The organism is Pimelobacter simplex (genome assembly GCF_024662235.1).
Classification (GTDB): domain Bacteria; phylum Actinomycetota; class Actinomycetes; order Propionibacteriales; family Nocardioidaceae; genus Nocardioides.
Genome location: NZ_CP096276.1, coordinates 5,345,899 through 5,369,308, shown reverse-complemented (window position 1 = coordinate 5,369,308; position 23,410 = coordinate 5,345,899). Strand labels below are relative to the sequence as shown.

At 73.6% G+C, this 23,410-nt stretch carries 26 protein-coding genes and 1 pseudogene; 11 read left to right on the top strand and 16 right to left on the bottom strand.

The window, feature by feature from the left end:
- The 4 genes from M0M48_RS26370 to M0M48_RS26355 are packed head-to-tail and all read left to right on the top strand — an operon-like array spanning position 1 to position 3,735.
- A complete protein-coding gene (locus tag M0M48_RS26370) occupies positions 1–837 on the top strand; it encodes an SDR family NAD(P)-dependent oxidoreductase (RefSeq protein ID WP_257753397.1) in 837 nt (278 codons plus the stop codon).
- Complete coding sequence (locus tag M0M48_RS26365; RefSeq protein ID WP_257753396.1) at positions 834–1,772, top strand: ferritin-like domain-containing protein; 939 nt, start codon at positions 834–836, stop codon at positions 1,770–1,772. Before M0M48_RS26370 ends, M0M48_RS26365 begins: the two co-directional genes overlap by 4 nt.
- Entirely contained in the window at positions 1,769–2,245 is a 477-nt protein-coding gene (locus M0M48_RS26360) for a hypothetical protein (RefSeq protein ID WP_215816759.1), read from the top strand. Before M0M48_RS26365 ends, M0M48_RS26360 begins: the two co-directional genes overlap by 4 nt.
- Complete coding sequence (locus M0M48_RS26355) at positions 2,242–3,735, top strand: flavin-containing monooxygenase (RefSeq protein WP_257753395.1); 1,494 nt, start codon at positions 2,242–2,244, stop codon at positions 3,733–3,735. Before M0M48_RS26360 ends, M0M48_RS26355 begins: the two co-directional genes overlap by 4 nt.
- Here the strand turns inward: M0M48_RS26355 and M0M48_RS26350 are convergent.
- On the bottom strand, positions 3,725–5,272 hold the full coding sequence (locus M0M48_RS26350) for a serine/threonine-protein kinase (protein WP_257753394.1): 1,548 nt from the start codon (positions 5,270–5,272) through the stop codon (positions 3,725–3,727). The two genes, M0M48_RS26355 and M0M48_RS26350, sit on opposite strands and share 11 nt — an antisense overlap.
- A 48-nt stretch (positions 5,273–5,320) precedes the next feature.
- On the opposite strand from M0M48_RS26350, the gene M0M48_RS26345 reads away from it, so the two are divergent.
- Entirely contained in the window at positions 5,321–5,872 is a 552-nt protein-coding gene (locus tag M0M48_RS26345; RefSeq protein WP_215816756.1) for an RNA polymerase sigma factor, read from the top strand.
- Between the two features lie 27 nt (positions 5,873–5,899).
- On the opposite strand, the gene M0M48_RS26340 is transcribed toward M0M48_RS26345, so the two are convergent.
- The 3 genes and pseudogenes from M0M48_RS26340 to M0M48_RS26330 all read right to left on the bottom strand — a co-directional run.
- Complete coding sequence (locus M0M48_RS26340; RefSeq protein ID WP_257754511.1) at positions 5,900–6,940, bottom strand: hypothetical protein; 1,041 nt, start codon at positions 6,938–6,940, stop codon at positions 5,900–5,902.
- A complete protein-coding gene (locus M0M48_RS26335) occupies positions 6,940–7,932 on the bottom strand; it encodes a hypothetical protein (protein WP_257754510.1) in 993 nt (330 codons plus the stop codon). Before M0M48_RS26335 ends, M0M48_RS26340 begins: the two co-directional genes overlap by 1 nt.
- Before the next feature lie 253 nt (positions 7,933–8,185).
- Positions 8,186–9,625: pseudogene (locus tag M0M48_RS26330) on the bottom strand (ATP-binding cassette domain-containing protein); the annotation flags it as partial.
- Positions 9,626–9,928: 303 nt separating this feature from the next.
- On the opposite strand from M0M48_RS26330, the gene M0M48_RS26325 reads away from it, so the two are divergent.
- Positions 9,929–10,264, top strand: coding sequence for an RNHCP domain-containing protein (locus M0M48_RS26325; protein ID WP_257753393.1), 336 nt, complete (start codon positions 9,929–9,931; stop codon positions 10,262–10,264).
- Positions 10,265–10,272: 8 nt separating this feature from the next.
- The gene (locus M0M48_RS26320) at positions 10,273–10,683 is read left to right on the top strand and encodes an RNHCP domain-containing protein (RefSeq protein ID WP_257753392.1); all 411 of its coding nucleotides are present in this window, start codon (positions 10,273–10,275) and stop codon (positions 10,681–10,683) included.
- 13 nt (positions 10,684–10,696) lie between these two features.
- Here the strand turns inward: M0M48_RS26320 and M0M48_RS26315 are convergent, their stop codons facing one another.
- Together M0M48_RS26315 and M0M48_RS26310 are read right to left on the bottom strand one after the other, a co-directional pair.
- A complete protein-coding gene (locus tag M0M48_RS26315; RefSeq protein WP_215816751.1) occupies positions 10,697–11,311 on the bottom strand; it encodes a LysE family translocator in 615 nt (204 codons plus the stop codon).
- On the bottom strand, positions 11,311–11,958 hold the full coding sequence (locus M0M48_RS26310) for an SHOCT domain-containing protein (RefSeq protein ID WP_257753391.1): 648 nt from the start codon (positions 11,956–11,958) through the stop codon (positions 11,311–11,313). Before M0M48_RS26310 ends, M0M48_RS26315 begins: the two co-directional genes overlap by 1 nt.
- Positions 11,959–12,013: 55 nt before the next feature.
- On the opposite strand from M0M48_RS26310, the gene M0M48_RS26305 reads away from it, so the two are divergent.
- Positions 12,014–12,976, top strand: coding sequence for a bile acid:sodium symporter (locus M0M48_RS26305; protein WP_257753390.1), 963 nt, complete (start codon positions 12,014–12,016; stop codon positions 12,974–12,976).
- On the opposite strand, the gene M0M48_RS26300 is transcribed toward M0M48_RS26305, so the two are convergent.
- The 6 genes from M0M48_RS26300 to M0M48_RS26275 all read right to left on the bottom strand — a co-directional run bounded on the left by M0M48_RS26300 (position 12,948) and on the right by M0M48_RS26275 (position 18,022).
- Entirely contained in the window at positions 12,948–13,763 is an 816-nt protein-coding gene (locus M0M48_RS26300; protein ID WP_257753389.1) for a siderophore-interacting protein, read from the bottom strand. The genes M0M48_RS26305 and M0M48_RS26300 overlap by 29 nt on opposite strands.
- A gap of 58 nt (positions 13,764–13,821) precedes the next feature.
- Positions 13,822–15,138 (bottom strand): hemolysin family protein, encoded by a 1,317-nt coding sequence (locus tag M0M48_RS26295; protein WP_308220346.1) that lies wholly within the window; start codon positions 15,136–15,138, stop codon positions 13,822–13,824.
- A gap of 114 nt (positions 15,139–15,252) precedes the next feature.
- On the bottom strand, positions 15,253–16,461 hold the full coding sequence (locus tag M0M48_RS26290) for an ATP-binding protein (protein WP_257753388.1): 1,209 nt from the start codon (positions 16,459–16,461) through the stop codon (positions 15,253–15,255).
- A 43-nt stretch (positions 16,462–16,504) separates the two neighbouring features.
- Positions 16,505–16,933 carry a DUF4259 domain-containing protein gene (locus M0M48_RS26285; RefSeq protein ID WP_257753387.1) on the bottom strand — a complete coding sequence of 143 codons (429 nt, stop codon included), beginning with the start codon at positions 16,931–16,933 and terminating at the stop codon, positions 16,505–16,507.
- A 23-nt stretch (positions 16,934–16,956) separates the two neighbouring features.
- Positions 16,957–17,109, bottom strand: coding sequence for a hypothetical protein (locus tag M0M48_RS26280; RefSeq protein ID WP_257753386.1), 153 nt, complete (start codon positions 17,107–17,109; stop codon positions 16,957–16,959).
- A gap of 160 nt (positions 17,110–17,269) precedes the next feature.
- Positions 17,270–18,022, bottom strand: coding sequence for a hypothetical protein (locus tag M0M48_RS26275; RefSeq protein ID WP_257753385.1), 753 nt, complete (start codon positions 18,020–18,022; stop codon positions 17,270–17,272).
- Positions 18,023–18,187: 165 nt separating this feature from the next.
- On the opposite strand from M0M48_RS26275, the gene M0M48_RS26270 reads away from it, so the two are divergent.
- Complete coding sequence (locus tag M0M48_RS26270) at positions 18,188–19,066, top strand: Fpg/Nei family DNA glycosylase (RefSeq protein ID WP_215816743.1); 879 nt, start codon at positions 18,188–18,190, stop codon at positions 19,064–19,066.
- Here M0M48_RS26270 and M0M48_RS26265 read toward each other — a convergent pair.
- Positions 19,012–19,962 carry a DMT family transporter gene (locus M0M48_RS26265; protein ID WP_257753384.1) on the bottom strand — a complete coding sequence of 317 codons (951 nt, stop codon included), beginning with the start codon at positions 19,960–19,962 and terminating at the stop codon, positions 19,012–19,014. The genes M0M48_RS26270 and M0M48_RS26265 overlap by 55 nt on opposite strands.
- 76 nt (positions 19,963–20,038) lie before the next feature.
- Here M0M48_RS26265 and M0M48_RS26260 point away from each other — a divergent pair, with 76 nt between their 5' ends.
- Together M0M48_RS26260 and M0M48_RS26255 are read left to right on the top strand one after the other, a co-directional pair.
- Positions 20,039–20,965: a LysR family transcriptional regulator gene (locus M0M48_RS26260; RefSeq protein WP_257753383.1), complete on the top strand. Its 927-nt coding sequence runs from the start codon at positions 20,039–20,041 to the stop codon at positions 20,963–20,965.
- Positions 20,962–21,300, top strand: coding sequence for a rhodanese-like domain-containing protein (locus tag M0M48_RS26255; protein WP_257753382.1), 339 nt, complete (start codon positions 20,962–20,964; stop codon positions 21,298–21,300). The genes M0M48_RS26260 and M0M48_RS26255 overlap by 4 nt, the downstream gene beginning before the upstream one ends.
- Positions 21,301–21,394: 94 nt before the next feature.
- Here M0M48_RS26255 and M0M48_RS26250 read toward each other — a convergent pair whose 3' ends face one another.
- From M0M48_RS26250 to aat, 3 genes are all read right to left on the bottom strand, one after another.
- On the bottom strand, positions 21,395–22,006 hold the full coding sequence (locus tag M0M48_RS26250; RefSeq protein ID WP_215816739.1) for a PT domain-containing protein: 612 nt from the start codon (positions 22,004–22,006) through the stop codon (positions 21,395–21,397).
- 56 nt (positions 22,007–22,062) lie between these two features.
- A complete protein-coding gene (locus tag M0M48_RS26245) occupies positions 22,063–22,500 on the bottom strand; it encodes a hypothetical protein (RefSeq protein WP_257753381.1) in 438 nt (145 codons plus the stop codon).
- A 163-nt stretch (positions 22,501–22,663) separates the two neighbouring features.
- Positions 22,664–23,404, bottom strand: a complete 741-nt coding sequence (aat, locus tag M0M48_RS26240) for a leucyl/phenylalanyl-tRNA--protein transferase (RefSeq protein WP_257753380.1) — start codon at positions 23,402–23,404, stop codon at positions 22,664–22,666.
- Positions 23,405–23,410: the final 6 nt, after the last annotated feature.

Below are 23,410 nucleotides of genomic sequence, written 5' to 3'. Positions count from 1 at the left end.
ATGGCCCGACGTACCAAGGACGCCGCCGCCGTCGTCACCGGCGCCGGCAGCGGCATCGGCCGGGCGTTCGCCCGCGAGCTCGCCCGCCGCGGCGGCCGCGTGGTGTGCGCCGACATCGACGAGGCCGGGCTCAAGGAGACCGTCGCCGCCATCGAGTCGGCCGGCGGCCGGGCGCTCGCCGTCGACTGCGACGTCGCGGACGTCGCCCAGGTCCAGCGGGTCCACGACACCGCGCTCGACTGGCTCGACGGCCCGCCCCGGATCGTCGTCAACAACGCGGGCATCGGCGCCGGCGGCCGGGTCGTCGGCGACGCCGCGCTGAGCGACTGGCAGCGGACGATCGGCATCAACCTCTGGGGCGTCATCCACGGCTGCCACGTGTTCGTGCCGACGCTGCGCACCGCGGGCCGGGGCGGCGTCATCAACGTCGCCTCCGCGGCCGGCTTCACCGCCGCCCCGCGGATGGGCGCCTACAACGTCAGCAAGGCCGGGGTGGTGAGCCTGTCCGAGACCCTCGCCGCCGAGCTCGCGGGCGCCGGTGTCGCGGTGACCGTGCTGTGCCCGACATTCGTCAAGACCAACATCTTCGACGGCGACCTGATCGACCCCGGCGCGGCGGGCCTGGCCCGCAAGATCGCCGGGATCGCGGGCTTCTCCGCCGACCGGGTCGCCCGCACGACCCTCGACGCCCACGACAAGGGACGCCTGTACGTCGTCCCGCAGCTCGATGCGCAGCTCCTCTGGCGCACCAAGCGCCTGCTCCCCGCCCCCTACACCCGCGTCGCCGGCCTGCTCGGCCGCTTCGCCCCCGACCCCGAGGAAGGTACCGACCGATGAGTGCCACGACCTTCGACTTCGACCAGATGCTGCAGACCATCAAGGACAAGCAGTGGTCCCTCGCCGACATCGACTGGGACGCCCCCGGCGCCGAGACGATGACCGACGCCCTGCGCGCCAAGATGCAGCCGTTCATGGCCGACCTGGTGTGGATCGAGCACGTCGGTGCGCGCGGCTTCGCCTCGCTCGCCAAGAAGGCGCCGACCCCGACCATCAAGCGGATCTACGAGTACTTCCACGCCGAGGAGCAGAAGCACGCCAACGCCGAGCTCGCGCTGATGAAGCGCTGGGGCATGCTCGACGCCGAGGGCAACCCGCCGGAGCCCAACGTCAACGTCAAGCTCGCGATCAAGGTGCTCGACGACTACGGCGACACGATCCCGCTGACCGGTCTGGCCACGCTGATCCCCCTCCTGGAGTGCGCGCTCGACGGCGCGCTCGTGAAGTTCCTCCTCGAGGAGGTGACCGACCCGGTCTGCCACGAGGTCTTCCGGCACATCAACTCCGACGAGGCCCGGCACATCACCGTCGACTTCCAGGTGCTCGAGCTGATCGGTGCGGGGCCGCTGCACAAGCTGATCATCGAGTCGGCCGCGCTGCTGCAGCCTCAGGTGATCATCGGCCTGATCGTCGTGTTCACCCCGCTCATCAACAAGATGCGCGACAACATCGTGGCGATGGGCCTGCCGGAGCAGAAGCTCTACAACGCGGTGAAGAGGTTCGCCACGATCGGCTCGCGCGGGCCGCACACGGCGCGCATCCCGGCGTACCACGTGCTCAAGGCGCAGGCCGGGATGATCATCGACCGCACCTCGCCGTACCACCGGCTGCTGGCGGACCCGATGGTCAGGCTCACCTCGCTGGTCCCGGCCAAGGTGCTCGGCCGGCCGCAGGCCTGGGTGGACGAGCTGACCCACGAGCCGATCGCCTCATGAGCCGGTACGACGGCGAGGTGCTGCGCGGCACCGCCTGGCGAGGTCGCGCGTTCACCGGCCAGAGCGTCGCCGTGATCGCCCCCGGCCGCGAGGCGGCGCTGATCGTGCCCGAGGTGGTGCGCACGGCGCGCGCGGTCAAGGTGTTCCAGGAGGAGCCCGACTGGCTGCTCCCGGTCCCCCTCCCGCTGCCGCGCGTCCTGACCCGGCCTGCCGCCCGGCTCAGCCTGCGCCTCCAGGTCCGCGACCCGTGGACCCGTCGCCGGCTCACCCCGGACGCCCGCTTCAACCGGCACCGCCCGCGGGTCGACGGCCGCTACTACGCGGCCCTCCAGGAGCCCCACTGCACGCTGATCTCCTGGCCCGTCTATGCCCTGGTGCCCGGCGGGATCCGCAGTGCCGAAGGCATCGAGCACCACGTCGACTGCATCATCCTCGGCGAGTCCGCCGCCCAGCGACAGGACCTCTGCGCATGACCGTGCTCCCCCAGCCCGACCACGAGGTCGTCATCATCGGCGGCGGCTTCTCCGGCATCGGCGCCGCGATCCTGCTCTCCCGGGCGGGCTTCGACGACTACCTGCTGCTCGAGGCCGGCGACGGCCTCGGTGGCGCCTGGCACTGGAACACCTATCCGGGCGTGGCCGTCGACATCCCGTCGTTCAGCTACCAGTTCTCGTTCGAGCAGGTCGCCGGCTGGTCGCGGGTCTATGCGCCGGGGCGCGAGCTCAAGGCCTACGCCGAGCACTGCGTCGACAAGTACGACGTGCGCCGCCGTACCCGCCTCCGCACCACCGTCACCGCCGCGACCTTCGACGACGAGGCGCACCTGTGGCGCCTCGACCTCGCCGACGGCGCCCCCGTCACGGCCCGCCACGTGGTCAGCGCGACCGGCGTCCTCACCCAGCCCAAGACCCCCGAGATCGACGGACTGGCCGACTTCGCCGGCACCGTCATGCACACCGCGCGCTGGGACCACACCGTCGACCTGACCGGCCGCCGGGTCGCGGTGATCGGCACCGGCGCCTCGGCCGTGCAGGCGATCCCCCACATCGCGGAGCAGGCGGCCCACCTGACGGTCTTCCAGCGCACGCCGATCTGGTGCCTGCCCAAGCCCGACGTACCGCTGCCGGGCCTGGCCCGCGCCGCGCTCCGCGCCGTCCCGGGCGCCCGCCGGGCGACCCGGCTGGCCAGCCAGACGTTCGTCGAGGCGACGTTCCCGGTCGCCGCGCACTTCGCCGGGCTGGTCCCGGTCGCGTCCGCCGGCGAGCGGATCGGCCACGCCTACCTGCGCCAGGCCGTGCGCGACCCGGAGATCCGGGCCCGGCTGACACCGGCCTACGCGCTGGGCTGCAAGCGGCCGAGCTTCTCCAACGCCTACCTCCCGACGTTCAACCGGGCCGACGTGACGCTGGAGACCGCGGGCATCGCCACCATCACGCCCGACGGCGTCCGCACGGCCGAGGGTGTCGAGCACGCCGCCGACGTCCTGGTGCTGGCGACGGGCTTCAAGGTGTTCGAGAAGGGCAACATGCCGCCGTTCAGCGTGCGCGGCGCCGAGGGGGCCGACCTGGAGAAGTGGTGGGAGGAGAACCGCTTCCAGGCCTACCAGGGCGTGAGCGTGCCGCACTTCCCCAACTTCTTCACGATCCTGGGGCCCTACGGCTACAACGGCTCGTCGTACTTCAACCTGATCGAGACGCAGAGCGCGCACATCGTGCGGGCACTGCGCCAGGCCCGCAAGGTCGGCGCGACCCGGGTCGAGGTGACCGAGGCCGCCAACGCGCGCTACTTCGCGAGCGCGCTGGGGCGGCGCCGGCACCAGGTGTTCTTCCAGGACTCGTGCGGGCTGGCCAACAGCTACTACTTCGACGACAACGGCGACGTGCCCTTCCGGGCGGCGACGACGCTGGAGACGATGTGGGCGGCGAAGCGGTACCCGCTCGACGCCTACGCGTTCACCGGCTGAGCGCGGCCTCGACCGTGACCTCGTCGAGCATCGCGGTGAGCCCGTCCTTGTCGGCCCTCCGCCCGCTCACGGAGACCTCCAACGACGCCTTGCCCTGCTTGTCCGGGAGCCAGCGGAAGAAGTTGAAGCGGGTGCGGCCCTCGCTGTCGCTGAAGGTGAAGTAGAGCGCATCGGGCGTCGTCTGGTAGACGTCCACGTCCTTGAGGTCGGGCGACTCCGTGACCTGCTTGGCCTTGAGCTTGACCTGCTCGTCCACTGTGGTGCTCGCACCGAGGACCCGGGCCCGCAGGCTGTAGCCGCCACGCACCGGTTCGTCGGGCGGTCGCCACAGGACCTGGGCGCGCTGGTCGACCTGATCGGCGGCCAGGAGCCCGGCAGCACTGCCGTCGGGGGCGAAGCCGTAGGCGGCCCAGCCCTGAGGCACCGGGTAGGTCCACACCACGCCGTTCGACCGGACCTGGTGTTTGTCGTAGGCCCGGTTGTCGTCGACCACCAGCGCCGGATACGTGATGTCGGCGGCCGGGGTGGCACGGCCCGACGGCTCGCCCCCGTCACCGCGGACCACCCGGGTCGCTCCATAGGCGACCGCGAAGGCCACCACGAGCACGAGCAGGGCGAGGAGCAGGGGCCGGAGCCACCCGCCGCGGCGTCCGGGCGCGGGCTCGGGCGCGGGCTCGACCGGATCCGTCGGCGGGGGCGGCGGGGGCAGCGGGGCGCCCAGCGCCTTGGTGGTGAGGTCGCTCGCGGACCGCAGCCCGCCCAGGAACGTCGGTACGTCGGGCCAGCGGTCGTCCGGGTCGAGCTGGAGCGCGCGGAGCAGCGGGCCGTCGTACGCCGCCGGGACGTCCGCGATCCGGGAGGGCGCGGGCGGCAGCTCGGGAGTGGCGAGCGCACCGATCCCGCCCTCGCGGACGAGGCGCCCGGTGAGCAGGTGGTAGCCGACCGCGCCGAGCGCGTGGACGTCGGCACGCAGGTCGAGCCCGACACCGGTCGCCTGCTCGGGCGCCATGTAGCTCGGGGTTCCGACCACCTGGGTCAGGCCGCTCGCGTGGAGCATCGCCTTGGCGACCCCGAGGTCGGCGACGAGCACCCGCTCGCCGCCGTCGGGGGTGGAGCGCAGGAGCAGGTTCTGGGGCTTGATGTCGCGGTGGATGACGCCGTGCCGGTGCAGGACGGCGACGCCCTCGCCGGCCTGGCCGAGCAGGTCGACCATGCGCTCGGGCGCGACGGGGCCGTCGGCGAGCAGGTCGGCGAGCGAGCCGCGGTCGGCGTACGACATGACGAAGTAGGGCGTCCCGTCGACCGCGCCGATGTCGTAGACCCGGACGACGTGGTCGCTGTCGGCCCGGCGCAGGATGCGCGCCTCCTCGAGGAAGCGGTCGCAGACGTCGGTGCGCTGCGCCCAGTTGTCGGCGAGCGCCTTGACCGCGACGGGCGAGTCCAGCTCGTCGTCGTGGTAGAGCCAGACGGTCGCGAAACCACCGGCTCCGATCCGGTCGATGCGGCGGAGCCTCCCGAGTCTTTCCGGCAGGGACACGGTGCGTATTGTGCCCGAGAGGTCAGGATTCACTCGGGGAGGCAGGCCATGGACGAGGCGATCGATCTCGACGAGCTCGCGCTGCGCGCCGCGGGCGGTGACGCCGCCGCGCTCGAGGACCTGCTCTCCGCCATCCAGCCGCGGGTACGCCGGATCTGCGGGCGGATGCTCCTCCACCCCCAGGACGCCGAGGAGGCCACCCAGGACGCGCTGCTCCTGGTCGCCACCAAGATCGGGACGTTCGCGGGTCGCAGCCGGTTCACGACCTGGCTCCACGCGGTCGCGTCCAACAGCGCCCGCTCCACCTACCGCTCGCTCAAGCGCCGGGCCCACGAGCACAGCGTCGACGAGCTGCCGGTCCACGCCGACCCGCGGACCACGAGCGTCATCGCCGGCAGCCGGCTCGACCTGCTCGAAGCGCTCGAGGTGCTCGCCTCGACCCGGCCCGAGCTGGTCGAGCCCCTGGTGCTGCGCGACATCCAGGAGCTCGACTACAACGAGATCGCCCAGCTCCTCGACACCCCGCTGGGCACGATCAAGTCGCGGATCCACCACGCCCGGCAGGCCGTACGGCCGCTGCTGCGGGTCGACGAGGGCTGAGCATCCCGGGCCCGGACGGCGAGCGCCCTAGCGCGAGCCGCCGAGGACGCCGACGCCGCGCGCCGTGCCCTGCTCGGTGCAGCTCCCGCCCAGGTCGCAGGTGCGGACCGTGGTCGTCTGCGCGCCGTCGGGCCCGGACACGCTGAGCACGACGAGCTCGTCGTCGGACAGCATCGCCACGTCGAAGACGTCGTCGGGCAGCGGCACCTCGGCGACCTGGCGGCCGGTCGCCGGGTCGAGGACCTTGGCCCAGGTCGGCAGCCCCTCGCCCACGGTGTCGTGGCCGATGGTGACCAGGCGCTCGCCGCTCGGCGCGTACGGCGACCCGCTCGGCAGCGCGCCGGGGCACTCCTTCCAGGGCGTGGCGTCCTCGTCGGCGGCGCCGCCGAGCACGCAGTCCTCGCCGAGACCGACGCGGAGGCCGACGTACTGCGTGCGGTCGGGGGAGAACCGGGCGTCGAGGAGGTTGCGGCCGACGATGGCGAGGTCGTCGCCGTCGGGCGTGGAGCGGTAGTACGTCGTCCCGCTGGGCGACCAGCCGGTGATCACGTGGGCGCCGTCGGCGCCGTCGAAGAGCGCCGTGCCGTCGGGGTTCCCGGCGTCGGGTGCCGGCGGCACGCGGGTCGACCGGCCGCTGCCGAGGTCGGTGATCGCGTAGCCCTCGCCGCGCGGGCCGAGACCGAGGTGCCGGGTGCCGTCGTCGCTGATGTCGCCCAGGCCCTCGACCTCGGCGAGGACGACGACCCGGCCGTGACGGTCGACGCGCAGCACCCGCGGTGAGGAGTCCGCCGCGTCGGGCACGTCCTGGACGATCCAGTGGTCGCCGACCCGCTCGACGCCGGTGACGAAGTCGACGCCGGTGAGCGGGACGACGGTGTCGCCGTCGTGCAGCTCGTCGGAGGTCATCCAGAGCGGACCCGGCGCGGGAGCGGGCGGGGGCGCCGACGTGGCGGCGGGGTCGCGGGACGCGGGCGGGGCGGAGCCTCCGGCATCGAGCGCCACGCCGACGCCGGCCACCGCGCCGACGACCGCGGCGACCGAGACCGCGGCGAGCATCCGCCGGTCCATCAGCTGCCCCCGAGCACGAGGTTGCCCTCGGCCTCGACCTGCGGCGTGCAGCGCCCGGTGGCCACGAGGCAGCGGCTCAGCGCGACCTCGGCGGTGTCGTCGCGGCCGGTGACGGTGTAGACGGTCGTGTCGTCGCCGCCCCAGGCCGCACCCGAGCGGTAGCCGCCCGGGTCGATCCGGTGGAGCACCTTGCCGGTCGCGGGGTCGCGCACCTGGAGCTCGGACGGCGCCGGGCCGTCCCCGACCGTGGTCTCGGTGAGGAGCAGCTCCCCCGAGGGCGCGTACGGCGAGCGCGAGGCCGCGCCCGTCGAGCACTCCGCCCACCACGAGCCGGTGTCGGCGAGGGCGCCGCCGGTGAGACAGCTGCCGACCGGCGTGGTCGGCCCGGTGTCCGGGTTGGGCCGGCTCTCGACCGCGAACCGGCCGTCCGCGGAGACCGACCGCACCTCGCCGCCCGGCGTGCCCAGCTCGCGCGGGGTCCACGGGTCGGCGGCGGTGAGCGGGTGCGTCGTACCGTCGGCGAGGACGGCGACCTGCCAGGTGCGGCTCCCGTCGCCGTAGGCGAGGCGCTCGCCCGCGGGGTCGAGGTGCCAGGGCCCGCGCAACGGCCCGATCTTGGAGGTCGCGCCGCCGGGGGTGAGGTAGAGCGCGGTCTGCTCGTCCTCGTGGTCGCCGTAGTAGACGACGAGGTAGCCGCCCTGGGCCCGCTCCAGCGAGAACACCAGGTCGGCGTCGATGCCGGGCACGGCGACCTCGGTGTCGCCGTCGTGGATCGTGCCGTGCAGGAAGTAGAACGGGCCGGTGCTCGCCGCGGGCTCGGTGGTCCCGGTGGGCCCGGTGGGCTCGGTGGTCGGGTCCGTCCGGTGCTCCCCCGGGCCGTCGGTAGCGGTGTCGTTCCCGGTGTCGGTGCCGTTGCCGACGGCGTAGGCCACACCGCCCGCGGACCCGAGGGTGGCGGCGAGGGCGAGGGAGACGACGGTCAAGCGGTTCATGAAGGCACCTTGTCGATGGACGATCCTGCCCTATGGGATGCCGCGGGAGCCCGATCGGTTCACTCGGCGCGCAGGTGCGTCGTCGCGCCTCCCAGCGCCGGCGCAGCCAGCGGTCGTGCGAGGCGACGACGACCGTGCCGGGGCTCGCGCCGATGGCCTCCTCCAGCTCGCCGACGAGGGCGAGCGAGAGGTGGTTGGTGGGCTCGTCGAGGAGGAGCAGGTCGGGCTCGGTGGCGACCGCGATCGCCAGGGCGAGCCGGCGGCGCTGACCGACCGAGAGCAGGACGACGGGCTTCGGGTGCTCGCGCGGGTGGAGCAGGCCGAGGCTCCGCAGCGGCCGGCGTGCGGCGAGCTCGGGCCCGACCGCCGCGTCGTAGACGGCGCGCGCGGGGGCGGTGAGGTCGGGGAAGACCGGGTCCTGGGTGAGCTCGGCGATGCGGTGCGCGCCGACCTGGACGGTGCCGCCGGCCGGCCGGATCCGGCCGGACAGGACGCCGAGCAGGGTGGACTTGCCGGTGCCGTTGGCGCCGGTGACCAGCAGGTGCTCGCCGGACTCGACGTCGAGCCGGTCCAGGTGCAGCCGGCCGGGGACGGTGAGGTCGCGGACGGTGACGACGCGCCCGCCCGTCGTACCGACGCCGGTGAGGCCGGTGGCCAGCCGCAGGGGTGCGGGCGGCTTGCGGACCTGGTGGCGCTCGGCCTCGTCGAGCCGCCGCTCGGCGTCGCGCTTGCGCCGGGCCACGGCGCGGTCGACGTTGGCGCCCTTGAAGGCGTGGATGAACTTGTCGTTGTCCCGCGGGCCCCGGCCGGGCGCGATGCTGCGCTGGTCGACCCGGGTCGCCTCGCGGAGCCGGCCGAGCTCCTCCTGCTGGGCCGCGTAGGTCTCCTCCCACCGGCGCCGGGCGGCAGCGCGCGCCTCGGCGTACGCCGTCCAGCCGCCGCCGTAGCGGCGCCCACCCCGGCCGTCGGTGCCCATGCCGACCGGGTCGAGGTCGACGAGGTCCGTGCAGACCTCGTCGAGGAAGACCCGGTCGTGGCTGGTCAGCAGGACCACGCCCGGCAGGTCGCGCAGGAAGGCGACGAGCAGCGCCACCGCGTCGTCGTCGAGGTGGTTGGTCGGCTCGTCGAGCAGCAGGCACTGCGGCCGCCGGGTCATCAACGTCGCCAGCGCCAGCCGGGTGCGCTGGCCGCCGGAGAGGCTGCCGACCCGGCGGTCCTGGTCGAGGTGGTCGAGACCGAGCTGCTCGGCGGCGAGCAGCGCGCGGCGATCGGCGTCCCAGGCGTCGTGGGCGAGGGCCAGGTCGAGCGCGGCGGCGTACTGGTCGGCGACGGCGGGGTCGTCGAGCCGGTCGGCCAGAGCCTCGACCGCGGCGACCGCCTCGCGCAGCGGGCGCAGCGCCGTGGCGAGCACGTCGGCGATCGTGGCGCTGTCGGCGAACGGCGGCTCCTGGGTGAGGAACGCCAGGTCGTCGGGCCGCTCGATGCTGCCGGTGACGTGCGCGGTCGTGGGCAGCAGGCCGCTCACCGCGCGCAGCAGCGTCGACTTGCCGGCGCCGTTCTCGCCGATCAGGCCGATCCGCCGGCCGGGCTGGGCGACGAGGTCGATCCCGTCGAGCACGGTACGACGGCCGAACGTGACTCCCAGGTCGCGGACGACGACCGGGGCGAGCGAGGAGGTGGGGGATGCGGACATGACGGGGCGCCTTCGGACGGAGGGACCCACCGGGCTGGTGCCGCGGACGTGGGCCGGGTCAGGCGTCGATCAGCATGATGCGCCCAGCCTACGAGAGCCCTGGTCGTCGGCGCCACCGGATATCCGGTGGCCCCGCCCCGTCGTCCGCCGCTACGGTCGGGCCCATGACCCGGCCCGCGCCGAGGACGCCTCGTGGCGTGGCTCGGAATCCCGACCCACGCCGGTAGCACCTGACGCTGCCGGGCTCGAGGCGCACTCGGCCTGCTCCTGCTTTGTCATCACCAAGGAGCAAGGAGAAACCGGGTGTCCGACACCTTCACCTGCGTGCGTTGCGGCCTCGTCGTCGTCACGCTCGCCCCCGACGACGTACGACGCAACCACTGCCCCAGCTGCCTCAGCTCACGGCACACGATCGACCAGGCCGACGGCGACGCGTCCGACTGCGACGGCCGGATGGCGCCGCTGTCGATCGCCGTGCAGCGCGACGGTTCCTGGTCGCTCGTGCACCGCTGCACGCGCTGCCGCGAGCTCGCGCTGCACCCGACCGCACCGGACGACAACCAGCTCATCCTGATGCGGCTGGCCGTGCGTCCGCTCGCGGAGCCGCCGTTCCCCCTCGACGTCTTCAGCACCCTCTAGGGGGAGGGATGCCGAGGAGGAGGACGCCGGTCCGGCGTACCCAGCGGCGCAAGGACGTGCGCCACCGCACCGGCGCCGGCACCGGCGACGCGTTCCGCTGCGTCGGCTGCCGGCTCAGCGTCCCGGTCGTCGCGCCCGGCACGGCGCACCGCAATCACTGCCCCAGCTGCCTGGTCAGTCGTCACGTCGACGGCCGGGTCCCGGGCGACCGCTCGTCCTCGTGCGGCGGGCGGATGGTCGCGGTGAGCCTGTCGGCACGGCCGGACGGCGAGTGGCTGCTCGTGCACCAGTGCACGGGCTGCGGCACGCTCAAGCTCAACCGGGTCGCGGGCGACGACAACGCGCTGGCCCTGGTCCGGCTCGCGGTGCGTCCGCTGGCCGACCAGGGGCTGGGGCTGCGGGCGCTCCGGGCGCTGTGAGCGGCTGAGCGTCCTAGCGGTCGGTGGTGGCGAGCTTGGCGGCGAGACCGACGAACGCGACCGAGAAGGTCCGCTGCATCCAGCGCACCACCGCCGGCCGCTCGATCACGTGCCGGCGCGCGGCCGCGGCGAACCAGCCGTAGGCCGCGAACACGACGAACGTCATCACCATGAACACCCCCGACAGGCCGAGCATGTGCACGAGTGCGTTGTCGGAGCCGGGCGTGACGAACTGGGGCAGGAAGGCGAAGAAGAACAGCGTCAGCTTGGGGTTGAGCAGGTTGGCGAGGACGGCACTGAGGATGACCCGCCCGGTGCCGGCCTCGCTCTCCGCGTCGCTGTCGGCGGTGAGCAGCCCGGTGTCGCGCCAGGTCGCCCAGGCCATGTAGAGCAGGTAGGCGATACCGAGCACCTTGAGCACCTGGAACGCCGTCCCGCTCGCCTGGAGCAGCGCCGCGGCACCGGTCACCGCCGCGGCGAGGTGGGGGACGATGCCGAGGGTGCAGCCGAACGCGGTCACCATCGCGAGCCGGCGACCGCCGCGCAGGCCGGCAGCGATGCTGAGCAGGGCGCCGGTGCCGGGCGTGGCGACGATGACCAGGGCGGTCAGCAGGAACGTGGTGCTCATCAGATCTCCCCCAGGATGCGGGCGCGGGCGGTGTCGTACTCGTCGCGGCTGATCAGGTCACGGGCGAGCAGGGAGTCGAGCTCGGCGAGCCGGTCGGCGGCGCTCGCTCCGGCGGCCGGCGCGCCGGTCGCGACGGCGCTCGGCGCCACGACGGGCGCCTTGGCCCAGTCGATCTCCCACTCGTGGGTCTCGGGGTCGACGAGCACCGGGAGGTCGCCGCCGTAGAGGAGCGGGATCCGGGTCTCCGGGATCACCAGGCGGCTCTCGACGTCGAACGCCGCGACGTCGCGGCCCTCGATCCGCATGCGCACGTTGACCAGCGGCTGCTCGTTGACCCGCACGTTGGTCTGCTCAAACGACAGCACCTTGCCCCGGGCCGGGCGACCCTGGCGGCTCAGCCGATAGCTGCGCTGCCGGTTGAGGTAGCGGCCCCGGCCCAGGAGCAGACCGATCACCACGTCGAGCGCGGTGACCCCGATGCCGGTCGGCAGCAGCCAGCCGGTGCCGGGCTCGGAGGGGTCCATGACCAGGCCCATGATCAGGAAGATCGGGCCCACGACGCCGCACAGGAGCATGAAGAGGACCGGCGGCAGGACGCTGCCCACCAGCGACGGCGGCCGCGGCTGGTCCTGGGGAGTGACCGTCATGGGGTCAGCGTAGGGCGCGTGCGGCTCCCGGCGCCGCCACGTTACGGTCAGGCCCGTGTCCACCGTCGAGGTCCTGGAGCGGCACCAGGTCGCGATCTACCTCGGCGGTCTGGGCGCCGGCGCCGCCGTGGGCCTGGCCTGGCCGGACGCCGCGGGCCCGCTCGAGCGGGCGATCTACCCGGCGCTGGGCGCGCTGCTCTACGCGACCTTCCTGCAGGTGCCGTTCACCAAGGTGGCGGCGGCGTTCCGGGACGGGCGCTTCCTCGGCACGGTGCTCGCGGTCAACTTCGTGGTCGTCCCGCTCGTCGTCGCCGGCCTCACCGCGGTGGTCTCGCTGGAGCGGGCGGTGCTGCTGGGCGTGCTGCTCACGCTGCTCACGCCGTGCATCGACTACGTGATCGCGTTCTCCGGCCTGGCCGGGGGCGACAGCCGGCGCCTGGTCGCGGCGGCACCGCTGCTGATGCTGGCGCAGGTGCTGGCGCTCCCCCTGCTGCTGTGGCTTTTCGTCGGACCCGAGCTCGCCGACGTCGTCGAGGCGGGGCCGTTCCTCGAGGCGTTCGGGTTGCTCGTCGTGCTGCCGCTCGCGCTCGCGTGGGCGACCGAGGCGCTCCCTGCCGGAGCCGCGGTGACCCGTACGGCGAGCGCCGCGATGGTGCCGCTCATGGCGCTGACCCTGCTCGTCGTGGTCGGCAGCCAGGTCCCCGCCCTCGACGGCCGGTACGACGAGATCGCGGCCGTCGTCCCCGTCTACGCGGCCTTCCTCGTCGTGATGGCGCTCGTCGGCGTCGCCGCGGTCCGGCTCTCCGGTCTGGAAGTCGCCGGCGGGCGGGCGCTCGTGTTCAGCGGCGCGACGCGCAACTCGCTCGTCGTGCTGCCGCTCGCGCTCGCCCTCCCCGCGGCGTACGCCGTCACGCCCGCGGTCGTCGTCACCCAGACCCTGGTCGAGCTGGTCGGGATGCTCGTCTACGTGCGGGTGGTGCCGCGGCTCGTCAGCGAGCCGGGAACACCTCGGCGTTGACCTCGCGGACCCAGGCCGCCTTGACCGCGCGCCACTCCTCGTCGTCGTGGCCCCGGCGCCAGTAGGGCGAGCAGGACAGCTTGTCCTCGGCGACGATGGCCTCGCCGAGCAGCACCCGGCGCACGGCCCGCGTCGACGCGGCCTCACCGTGCACGAAGGCGCTCACCGTGCCGGCCGGTCGGGGCAGCGCGGCGACGGCCTCGGCGAGCAGACCGGCCACCGCGTCGTCGCCGGTCCGGCCCGCGCGGTGCACCCAGTGCACCTCGAGCGCCCCCGGCGAGCTGATCGCGATCTCGTCGTCGGCGTCCTCGACCTCGGCCACCACGACCACGGGCCGGCCCGCGGGGACCGCCTCGGCGCACGCGGCGATGGCCGGCAGGGCGCTCTCGTCGCCGACGAAGAGGTAGCTGTCGGCGTCGGCGTGGGGCCGGTAGCCGCCGCCCGGTCCGCGCAGCTGGAGCCGGTCGCCGGGCTGGGCGTGGAGCGCCCAGCGCCCGGCGTAGCCGACCTCGCCGTGGGCGGCGATGTCGAGCGTCAGCTCGCCGCGCTCGGCGTCCCAGCGGCGCACGGTGATCCGGCGCGCGAAGGGGCGCTGCGCGCGGGGCAGGTCGCGGGTCGCCTCGTCCTCGAAGGGCACCGGGTAGGGCGCGTCCTCGGGCAGGAAGAAGCAGTTGACGTACTCGTCGGCGTCACCGGTGGAGGTGAGCCCCTCGAGCCCCGCTCCCCCGAGCACCACCCGCACCAGGTGGGCGCTGAGCCGCTCGGTCGAGATGACCTCTCCGTACATGCATCGCTCCTTGCTCGATCCTGCTCCTTAGGTGACCCTAACTCAGCGGGGGTGACGCTCATTCCGCCGGCGTCGGATCCACCACCCGCGGGAGCACCTCGACCCAGGTGAGCCGGCGGCCCTCGACCTCGGCGACGCGCAGGACAGCGTCCGGCAGCTCGACGCTGTCGTCGACCTCGGCCAGGCGGCCGAGCCGGGCGATGACGTAGCCCGCGACCGTCTCGTAGTCGCCGTCGGGGACGACGACCCCGGTCTCGTCCGCGAAGTCCTCGATGGTGAGTCCGCCCGAGACCACGACGGCACCGGACGGGCCGCCGCGGCCGCCACCGGGAAGGGTGCGCGGGTCGGGCTCCTCGTCGTACTCGTCGCGGATGTCGCCGACGATCTCCTCGACCAGGTCCTCGAGCGTGACGATGCCGTCGGTGCCGCCGAACTCGTCGACGACGATCGCGACGTGCGCGCCCTCGTTGCGCAGCAGCACCACCGTCGGCAGCACCGCGTTGGTGCCCGGCAGGTGCAGCACCTCGCGCTGGACGTCGGCCACGGTCCGCCCGGCCGGGTGCTCGCCCAGCAGGTCGCGGACGTGGACGAAGCCCGTCACGTCGTCGAAGTTCTCGCCGATCACGGGATAGCGCGAGTACGGCTGGTCGGCGACCCAGGTCGCCGCCTCGGCCAGCGGCAGCGCCCCGGCCACGAAGACCACGTCGCCGCGGGGGCGCATGACCTCCTTGAGGTTGCTGCGCGTCGCCGCGAACACGTCGGAGAGGATCTGCCGCTCCTCGTCGGCCAGACCCTCGTGGCTGGTGACGATGTCGCGCAGCTCCTCGCGCGAGACCTCCTCGGAGGTCGCGTTCGGGTCACCGCCGAGCAGCCGCACCAGCGCGTTGGTCGAGACCGACAGCAGCCAGATCACCGGCCGCATGAGCGTCGCGAACCGGTCGAGCACCGGTCCGGTCAGCATCGCCACGCCGGCCGCGCGCTGCAGCGCCAGGCGCTTGGGCACCAGCTCGCCCAGCACCAGCGACAGGTACGCGATGACCAGCGTCATCACGATGAGCGCCGCCGTGTCCGCCGAGTCGGCGCCCATGCCGAGGTCGACGAAGTACGGCGCCACGTCGGGCGCGAGGGTCGAGCCGCCGTAGGCGGCGGAGAGGAAGCCGGCGACGGTCACGCCGATCTGGACCGCCGACAGGAACCGGTTGGGATCGCGGGCGATCGCCGCCACGCGGGCACCGCGGCCGCCGCGCTTCTCGAGCTGGTTGACCTGGGTGTCGCGCAGCGAGACCAGGGCCAGCTCGGTGGCGGCGAAGACGCCGCCGACGAGCACGAACAGCACCACCAGTGCGAGGTTCAAGTAGGTCTGTGAGTCGATCACGCCCGTTCACCTCCCCACAGACGCAGAGGTGAACGGAATCGACTTCGTGGTTCGTCCATGCGCAGATCCTAGAAGAACCGCACCAAGCGCGCGCTACCCGCGGCGGCGCTCGCCCTAGGCCTGGGTGCGCAGGTAGCGCCCGAAGTGCGGCACCGTGAACGCGATCCGGCCCCGCTCGCCCGAGTAGATGAGCCCCTTCTTGAGCAGCGAGTCCCGCGCGGGCGAGAGCGACTGGGGCTTCTTGCCCAGGACCGCGGCGACGTCCGCGGTGGCGACCGAGCCGACCGGGTCCTCGACGCCGTCGTCGGAGGCGGCGACCGCGGCATCGGCCATCGCTCGCAGGTAGTCGCGCTCGGCGGGGGTCGCCCGCTCGTAGCGCGAGCCGAAGAAGCCGACCGCCAGCTCGGTCTCGGCCTCGGGGCCGGCCACCGCGACGTCGTCGCCGGTGATCGGGGTGCGCGGGGCGAGGTCCCACACGGAGCGGCCGTAGGCCTGGATGAAGTACGGGTAGCCGCGGGTCGCGTCGTACATCGCGGCGAGGGCGTCGGCGGTGAACTCGGCGTCCTCCTCGGCAGCGGGGGCGACGAGCGCGCGGTCGGCGGCCTCCCGGGAGAGCCGGTCGATGCGCTGGTACGAGAACAGCCGCTCGGAGTAGGACTTGCTCGCCGACAGGACCGCCGGCAGGTGCGGCAGACCGGCCCCGACGACGATCACGGGCAGCCCGTTCTGGCTCAGCTCGTGGCAGGCCGCGCAGAGCGCCGAGACGTCATCGGCGCCCAGGTCCTGCATCTCGTCGATGAACACCGCGACGCCCTTGCCGACGTCCGCCGCGAGCCCACCGACGTCGGTGAGCAGCTCGACGAGGTCGATCTCGACGTCCCCCGAGTCCGCCCGGCCCCGGACGACGGGCGCGTTGATCCCCGGCGACCACTTGTCGCGCAGCTTGGCGTCGGTGCCCGCCTCGCGCTGCGCGAAGGAGCGGATCACGCCGAGCACGTGGTCGGCCTCGGCCGGCTCGGGGTGCCCGAGCTCGCGCACCGCCTGGTGCAGCGCCGAGGAGAGCGGACGCCGCAGTGACTGGTCGGGCCGCGCCTCCAGCTTGCCCGTGCCCCAGCCCTTGCGGACCGCGGCCGAGCGCAGCGCGTTGAGCAGCACCGTCTTGCCGACCCCGCGCAGCCCGGTCAGCACCAGCGACCGCTCCGGCCGCCCCCGCGCCACCCGCTCCAGCACCACGTCGAACGCCGTGAGCTGCTCGTCGCGACCGGCCAGCTCGGGCGGGCGCTGCCCGGCGCCGGGGGCGTACGGGTTGCGGATCGGGTCCATGATGCGACGCTATCGGCGTCTCTAGCGGTTCCCCTAGATTCGCCTAGCGTGTCGGATCGACTGCTCCCGCGGTGAGCGCCGCCAGGCGCGCCCCGACGTGCGCGGCGAAGGCCTCGTCGCCGTCCCAGAGCTCGACGATCTCGCGCTCCTCGGCGTCAGCGTCCCGGATCCGGGTCAGCCAGTCGACCAGCACCGCCGTGCCCTCGGGGGTGCGCTCGAACGTCGTGGCACCGAGCGTGTCGGGGGTGAGCTGGTCGGTGTCGCCGGTGAGGATCTCGGCGAGGCCGAGGGCGGTCACGTCGTACAGGTACTCGTCCTCGGCCGGGTCGTCACCGAGGAAGCCCTCGGCCCGCAGCGCGGCGACCAGCTCGTCGGCCGTCACCGCCGTCCGGCCCGCGGCCAGCTCGCGGACGGCGTTGAGCACGTCCAGCCCGTTGTCGCTCTCCAGCGCCTTCACTCCCCACGAACCCATGGACGCAGGGTAGCCGCGGGCCGTCAGCTCTCCCAGGCGACCTCGCGGACCGTGCGCTCGGGGCCGAACTTGAGGCACAGGACCTGGTCCGAGTGCTCGGCGTCCAGGGTCAGGCCGAGCCAGTGCTCGTCCGGGTCGCCGCTCGCGCGGAAGCGGGCCTCGGCCCGGCGGAGCACGCCGTCGAGGTCCAGGTCCGGAGCAAGGTCCGGGTCGAGGTGGGCCGCGACGAAGCCGGGGAGCTCCCCCGGATCGTCGCTGCGCAGCAGCGCGGCGAGGTGCGCGCGGGCGGCCTGCTCCCAGCGCGGCAGGTCGTCGACGAGTGCAGGGACCCCGTCGTCAGGGGGCCACTCTGGCGCGCCGGCCGCGCACCAGCAGCGACCCGGCGACCCCGCAGCCTGCGCCGAGGGCGACGAGCCACGGCGGGACCGGCGTACCGGTGGCGGGGAGGGTGCGGGCCGAGCCCGCGCTCGGCGCGGCCGGCGCGGCTGGCGCGGCTGCGCGGACCGGGGCGGCCCGGTCGGCACCCGTGGCCGGCGCCCCCACTCCTGCGCCGGCCACGGTGCCGCCCTCCCTGTCCGGGCACGCCTTCGTCGCCGCCTGCCCCGGGACGGCGATGAAGTCCTCCACCCACGCGGGGACCACCTCGACGACCCGTTCGGGGGTGATCACGAGCTCGACCTGCGAGTCCGGGACCACCGTCCAGCCCTCCCCCTCGGGCGCCGTGGCGCTCGCCGCGGACGTGCTCTCGACCACCGGTACGCCGGGGCGGGTCGCGCCCGTCGCGGCGTACCCCTCCGGGACCGGTACGCCGTCGACCAGCCACACCGTCTCCGCCCCCTCCGGTACGGCGTACTCCCGCTCGGTCGTCGGCACCGAGCGCTCCCAGCGCCACCCCGGCTCGGTCACCGCCGGCACCGTCTCGGTGACGGCGGGGTGCTCGATGCTCGTATAGACGGGCGGGATCTCGGGACGGCCGCACCCCCGTCCCCCATCGGCGGAGGTCGCGGCACCCGCGGCAGCGGCGGAGGGAGCGACGCTCACGACCGCCACCAGGGCGATCGAGGCAAGGGTGAGCTGCCGCAGGTGCATGGCGAGACCTTCGCGAGAGGGGGTACGGCCGTTCCCGAGCGGCCCGATGCACCCTCAACGTGACGGCTCCGGGGCGGTCACTGCCCCGCGCCGGAATCAGGACGAAGTCCCGGACGCCCTCGTCCGTTCGGCCCATCCGTCGGACCCAGCGCCTACGCTGGGCCCGTGCCCGAGCTGCCCGAGGTCGAGGCGCTGGCCCTGGACCTGCGGGGCCGGCTCGACGGCCGCGCCATCACCCGCGTCCACGTCGCCGCCTTCAGCGCGCTCAAGACCTACGATCCCCCGCTGTCCGCCGTCGAGGGGACGCTCGTCGACGACGTCCGGCGTCACGGCAAGTTCCTCGACATCGAGGCCAGCGGCCTGCACCTCGTGCTCCACCTCGCCCGCGCCGGCTGGGTGCGCTGGAAGGACGAGGTCCCCGCTCTGCCGCCGCGTCCCAGCACCAAGTCGACGCTCGCGGTCCGGATCGTCCTCGACGAGCAGGACGGCGTCTCCCCCGGCCTCGACATCACCGAGGCCGGCACCAAGAAGTCCCTCGCGCTCTACCTGGTCCGCGACCCGCTCGACGTCCCCGGCATCGCCAGCCTGGGCCCCGACCCGCTCACCGACGACTTCACGCCCGAGCGCCTCGCCGGCATCCTCGCCGACGCCGGCCGCAAGCAGCTCAAGGGCGTCCTGCGCCACCAGGGCACCATCGCCGGGATCGGCAACGCCTACTCCGACGAGATCCTCCACGCCGCCCGGATGTCGCCCTTCAAGCCCTCCGACAGCCTCACCGACGACGAGCTCGCCACGCTCTACGCCGCCGTCCGCGACACCCTCGGCGATGCGGTCGAGCGCTCCCGCGGGCTCGCGGCCAGCGAGCTCAAGAAGGAGAAGAAGTCGAACCTCGCGGTCCACGGCCAGACCGGCAAGCCCTGCCCGGTCTGCGGTGACATCGTGCGCGAGGTGTCGTTCGCGGACTCCAGCCTGCAGTACTGCCCGACCTGTCAGACGGGCGGCAAGCCGCTCGCCGACCGGCGCATGAGCAAGCTGCTCAAGTAGGGCCGCACCCGCGCGGGGCGCGCCGGCCGGGGCGGTCCCGCCACGGGCTGGCGCACCAGCACCACCGCCGCGAGCACGAGCGCGCCGCCCGCGACCTGCACCGCGGTGAGCAGCTCGCCGAACATCACGGCGGCGCTCACCACGGTCACGACCGGCTCGAGGATCGACAGGATGGCGGCGGTGGACGGCCCCACCCGGGCCATCCCGGCGAAGAACAGCAGCACCGCGCCGACCGTGCTGACCAGGGCGATGGCGACGAGCCAGAGCCAACCGGTGGCGGTGAAGTCGAGCGAGGTGCCGCCACGTACGCCGCCCACCCCGACCAGCGCGAGGGTGGCGCCGGAGCAGATGACGGCGGCGAGCGCGACCGGCGGAGCGCCGTCGGTGAAGCGGTCGCCGACCACGATGTAGCCGGTGTAGGTCAGGGCCGCGCCGAGCGCGAGCAGGGCGCCACGAGGGTCGAGGCCGCCGGACGCCGCTCCGGCGCCCACCAGGACCAGGCCGATCCCGGCGAGGGCGACCGTGAGGGCCGCGACCCGGCGCCGGGAGACGCGCTCGCGGCCGGTGAGGACGGCGACGAGCATGACCAGGGCCGGGTAGATGTAGAGGATCAGCGCGACGAGCGAGGCGTCGAGGTGGCGCAGCGCGGAGAAGTAGAAGCTCGCCTGGACGGCGTACCCGAAGACGCCCATGCCGAGCCCGACCAGGGCCGCGCGCCGGGTGAGCCGGCGCAGCGCACCGGTGGTGCCCGCGACGGCGAGGAGGACGACGGCCGCGAGGCCGAAGCGGACCACGAGCAGACCCTCGACCGACACGCCCTCGGCGTACGCCGACTTGGCGAACACCGCCATCAGCCCGAAGCCGACGGCGGACAGCAAGCAGGAGAGGCGACCCACGGATCCATGGTCCAGCGCCGAACTGTTCAGGTCCATCACGGCTTCATGCACACGATTGTTCGGATAATCTGAACAGATGCTCGACCTGCACCGCCTCCGGCTGCTCCGCGAGGTGCACGGGCGCGGCACGGTCCACGCGGCCGCCCGCGCGCTCGGCTACTCCCCCAGCGCGGTCTCCCAGCAGCTCGCCGTGCTCGAGCGCGAGGCCGGCACCGCGCTCCTCGAGCGCACCGGCCGCAACGTCCGGCTCACCGAGGCCGGCCAGGTGCTGGTCCGGCACGCGATCGCGCTGCTCGAGGGCGTCGAGGCGGCCGAGGCCGACCTCGCCACCGTCGCCGCCGGCCGCGCGGCGGGCGTCGTCCGGGTCTCGGCGTTCCAGTCGGCCACCCTCAGCCTGGTGGCGCCCGCCGTCCGCGCGCTCGCGGCGAGCGACCCCGACATCCGGGTCGAGGTGGTCGAGGCCGAGGTCGAGCAGGCGGTACCGGCCCTGCGCCTGCACCAGTACGACCTCGCCATCGGCGACGAGTACGACGACCTGCCCCGCCCCGTCCACACCGACCTGCACCGCGAGCGCCTGCTGCGCGAGCGCCTGCGCGTCGTCCTCCCTGCGGACCACCCCGAGGCCGGCTCCACCGAGGTCCGCCTCGACCGGCTCGCCGGGCTGGTGTGGGCCGGCTGCCAACCGGGGACCGGCCACCGCGCGATGCAGCTGCGCGCCTGCCGCCAGTACGGCGGCTTCGAGCCCGACCTGCGCTACAGCTCGGACGACTTCCTCATCCAGCTCGAGATGGTCCGGGTCGCGGGGGCGGGCGCGCTGCTGCCGGACCTGGTCCTCGACGAGCGCGGCGCCGGGCTCGCCGTACGGGCGCTTGCGGGGGCGCCGCTGGGCCGCGAGGTCTACCTGATCACCCGCCGGACCCGGACGCCCGCCGTCGCGGCGGTCGCGGCGGCGCTGCACGCGGTCACCGCGCGGCTGCCCGCGCTCTCTAAGGTGGACCCATGATCCCTTCGGTCGAGATCGACGGCGTGCCCGACCCGCTGCCCACGGACCTCGTGGTGCTCGACGTGCGCGAGGACGACGAGTGGGCGGCCGGCCACATCGACGGCGCCGTCCACATCCCGCTGATGGAGCTGCCCGCGCGCCTGGGCGAGTTCGTCGAGCTCGAGGCGCCGCAGACGCTGGTCGTGTGCAAGGCCGGCGGTCGTTCGGCCCGCGCGGTGGCGTACCTCGCCCAGCAGGGCTACGACGTGGTGAACCTCGTCGACGGGATGATGGGCTGGGAGCGGGCCGGGCGGGCGATGGTCGCCGACACCGGTCAGCCGCCGCAGGTCATCTGAGTCGCACCTCGCACCAGCAAGTCCCGCACTTCGTGGGAAAAACCAGACCGGCCGGCGCGCTCCCCGAGGGAACGGCCGGCCGGACCGGGTGTGCTCAGGACGCGGACGTCGGCAGGTCGGAGAGCAGGCTCTCGAGCTCGGCCGGGTCGGTCGGCAGGTTCGACAGGAGGTCGGACGGCAGCTCCGTCGGCAGGTCCGTCGGGAGATCCGTCGGCAGGTCCGTCGGGAGGTCCGTCGGCAGGTCGGACGGGAGGTCCGGCGTCGGGACGTCGATGGAGTCGGAGCAGGTCTCGGACTCGTACTTCGAGTACGCCTCGACCTTCTTCTCGTCGTCCTTCGAGATCTTGTCCTTGAACGGGTCGGCGCCGTCCTCGGACTCGAACGCCTTCTTGACGTCGTCGCTGTCGATCTTCTTGATCGCGTCGAGCTGGATCTCGAAGCCCTCGCGGGCGTCGTCCGGGATGCCCTTGGGCGTGCCGACCTCTTCGACCTTCTTGGCCTGCTCCTTGAACAGGTCGAGGATCTTGTCGTAGTCCTTGTCCTCGAAGGCCTTGAGGAAGTCGGTGTTGGCGGTGTCGCCCTTGACCGCCTTGCAGTAGTCCTTGACGGAGGCGTCGCTCGGGGCGCCGCCACCACAGGCGGTCAGCGAGAGGGCCAGCAGGACGGCGGCGCCGGCGGTGGCCAGCGGGCGCTTGGGGAGAAGCATGATGTCGATTTCCTTCCGTTGGAGCTCGGTCTGGGGGGTGGCCGTGAGGCGGAGGATCAGCTGCCGGAGAGCGCTTCCGCGCACGTGGTGCCGACGTACTTGGTGAACGTCTCGATGTTGTCCTCGTCGTCCTTCGAGACGCCGGGGACCGAGCTCTCGCCGTCCTTGTCGCCGAACGCCTTCTTGGCGTCCTTGTAGTCCAGGTCGGTGATCGCGTCGACCATGGCCTCGAAGCCCTTGCGCTCGTCCTTGCCGATGCCCTTGGGCGTACCGGTGTCGCCCAGGTCGCCGTAGGCCTCCTGGATCTTCTTCCACTCGTCCTCGTTGGGCTCGTCACCCTTGACCGCGGTGGTCGCGGTGACGATGTCCTTGAAGCCGTTGCAGAAGTCGTCCTTCGACGCATCGGTCGGGTAGCTGCCGCCGCAGGCGGTCAGCGTCAGGCCCATCAGGACCGCGGCGCCGGCAGCAGCCAGCGGGCGCTTGATGGAGGTCATGTCGATTCCTTTCCTAGGGTTGCGGCACCTACACGTGCCGCGCGCAGGGCGCTTCCGAGCCTGGCGACCCGAGGGACACCCTGCCCTGTCGCGCTCAGACTATTCACAGCAAAGGCGAACTCCGGATAGCCGGTCCATGACGCGCGAGGGTCCGCGGATGCGCTCAGGACGTCCAGCACGACGCTGCGGGGACCTCGACGAGGCGGGCCAGGCGGCCGACGTACTCGGTGCGGGTGATCTCGCGCACACCTAGACCAGTCAGGTGCCGGGTGGCCCACTGGACGTCGATCAGCCGGCGGCCGGCGGCGCCGTCGGCGTCCCCGGACAGCGCCGCGACCAGGCCGACGAGCGCGACCTTGGAGGCGTCGGTGACGTGGTGGAACATCGACTCCCCGGCGAACAGGCCGCCGACGGCGACGCCGTACAGGCCGCCGACGAGGCGATCGTCCTGCCACGCCTCGACCGAGTGCGCCCAGCCCAGGCGGTGCAGATCGCCGTACGCACGGGCGATGCGGCGATCGATCCACCCGTGCGGGCGCACCGGGTCGGCGCACGCGGCGACGACCTCGTCGAAGGCGGTGTCGATCCGGATCTCGAAGTCGCGCACCGAGCGGCGCAGCGAGCGCGAGACCCGCAGGCCGTCGAGGGGCAGCACGCCGCGGAAGGCCGGGCACCACCAGCCGACCGAGCGGCCCTCGGGCATCGGGAAGAGCCCCGTGCGGTACGCCGCCAGGAGGGTCCCCGGCGCCAGGTCGGCGCCGATCGCGACGAGGTCGCTGGGGTCGTGGGTGCCCTCGCCGGGGTCGTCCGGCTGGTCCAGACCGCCGGGGTCGAGGACGGGGAGCGCGGCGAGGTCGGCCCGGCTCGGGAAGGCCCAGGGGGACGCGGGCGGCTCGACGGGCATGGACCG

Bases quoted from the DNA above. Each gene is read 5' to 3' on its own strand.
- M0M48_RS26315 (WP_215816751.1), bottom strand. From the start codon at position 11,311: ATGAGCACCACGTTCCTGCTGACCGCCCTGGTCATCGTCGCCACGCCC.
- M0M48_RS26250 (WP_215816739.1), bottom strand. From the start codon at position 22,006: ATGCTTCTCCCCAAGCGCCCGCTGGCCACCGCCGGCGCCGCCGTCCTG.
- aat (WP_257753380.1), bottom strand. From the start codon at position 23,404: ATGCCCGTCGAGCCGCCCGCGTCCCCCTGGGCCTTCCCGAGCCGGGCC.
- M0M48_RS26245 (WP_257753381.1), bottom strand. From the start codon at position 22,500: ATGACCTCCATCAAGCGCCCGCTGGCTGCTGCCGGCGCCGCGGTCCTG.
- M0M48_RS26285 (WP_257753387.1), bottom strand. From the start codon at position 16,933: ATGGGTTCGTGGGGAGTGAAGGCGCTGGAGAGCGACAACGGGCTGGAC.
- M0M48_RS26370 (WP_257753397.1), top strand. From the start codon at position 1: ATGGCCCGACGTACCAAGGACGCCGCCGCCGTCGTCACCGGCGCCGGC.
- M0M48_RS26335 (WP_257754510.1), bottom strand. From the start codon at position 7,932: ATGAACCGCTTGACCGTCGTCTCCCTCGCCCTCGCCGCCACCCTCGGG.
- M0M48_RS26255 (WP_257753382.1), top strand. From the start codon at position 20,962: ATGATCCCTTCGGTCGAGATCGACGGCGTGCCCGACCCGCTGCCCACG.
- M0M48_RS26355 (WP_257753395.1), top strand. From the start codon at position 2,242: ATGACCGTGCTCCCCCAGCCCGACCACGAGGTCGTCATCATCGGCGGC.
- M0M48_RS26275 (WP_257753385.1), bottom strand. From the start codon at position 18,022: ATGCACCTGCGGCAGCTCACCCTTGCCTCGATCGCCCTGGTGGCGGTC.
- M0M48_RS26340 (WP_257754511.1), bottom strand. From the start codon at position 6,940: ATGGACCGGCGGATGCTCGCCGCGGTCTCGGTCGCCGCGGTCGTCGGC.
- M0M48_RS26260 (WP_257753383.1), top strand. From the start codon at position 20,039: ATGCTCGACCTGCACCGCCTCCGGCTGCTCCGCGAGGTGCACGGGCGC.
- M0M48_RS26310 (WP_257753391.1), bottom strand. From the start codon at position 11,958: ATGACGGTCACTCCCCAGGACCAGCCGCGGCCGCCGTCGCTGGTGGGC.
- M0M48_RS26365 (WP_257753396.1), top strand. From the start codon at position 834: ATGAGTGCCACGACCTTCGACTTCGACCAGATGCTGCAGACCATCAAG.
- M0M48_RS26290 (WP_257753388.1), bottom strand. From the start codon at position 16,461: ATGGACCCGATCCGCAACCCGTACGCCCCCGGCGCCGGGCAGCGCCCG.
- M0M48_RS26320 (WP_257753392.1), top strand. From the start codon at position 10,273: ATGCCGAGGAGGAGGACGCCGGTCCGGCGTACCCAGCGGCGCAAGGAC.
- M0M48_RS26345 (WP_215816756.1), top strand. From the start codon at position 5,321: ATGGACGAGGCGATCGATCTCGACGAGCTCGCGCTGCGCGCCGCGGGC.
- M0M48_RS26360 (WP_215816759.1), top strand. From the start codon at position 1,769: ATGAGCCGGTACGACGGCGAGGTGCTGCGCGGCACCGCCTGGCGAGGT.
- M0M48_RS26300 (WP_257753389.1), bottom strand. From the start codon at position 13,763: ATGTACGGAGAGGTCATCTCGACCGAGCGGCTCAGCGCCCACCTGGTG.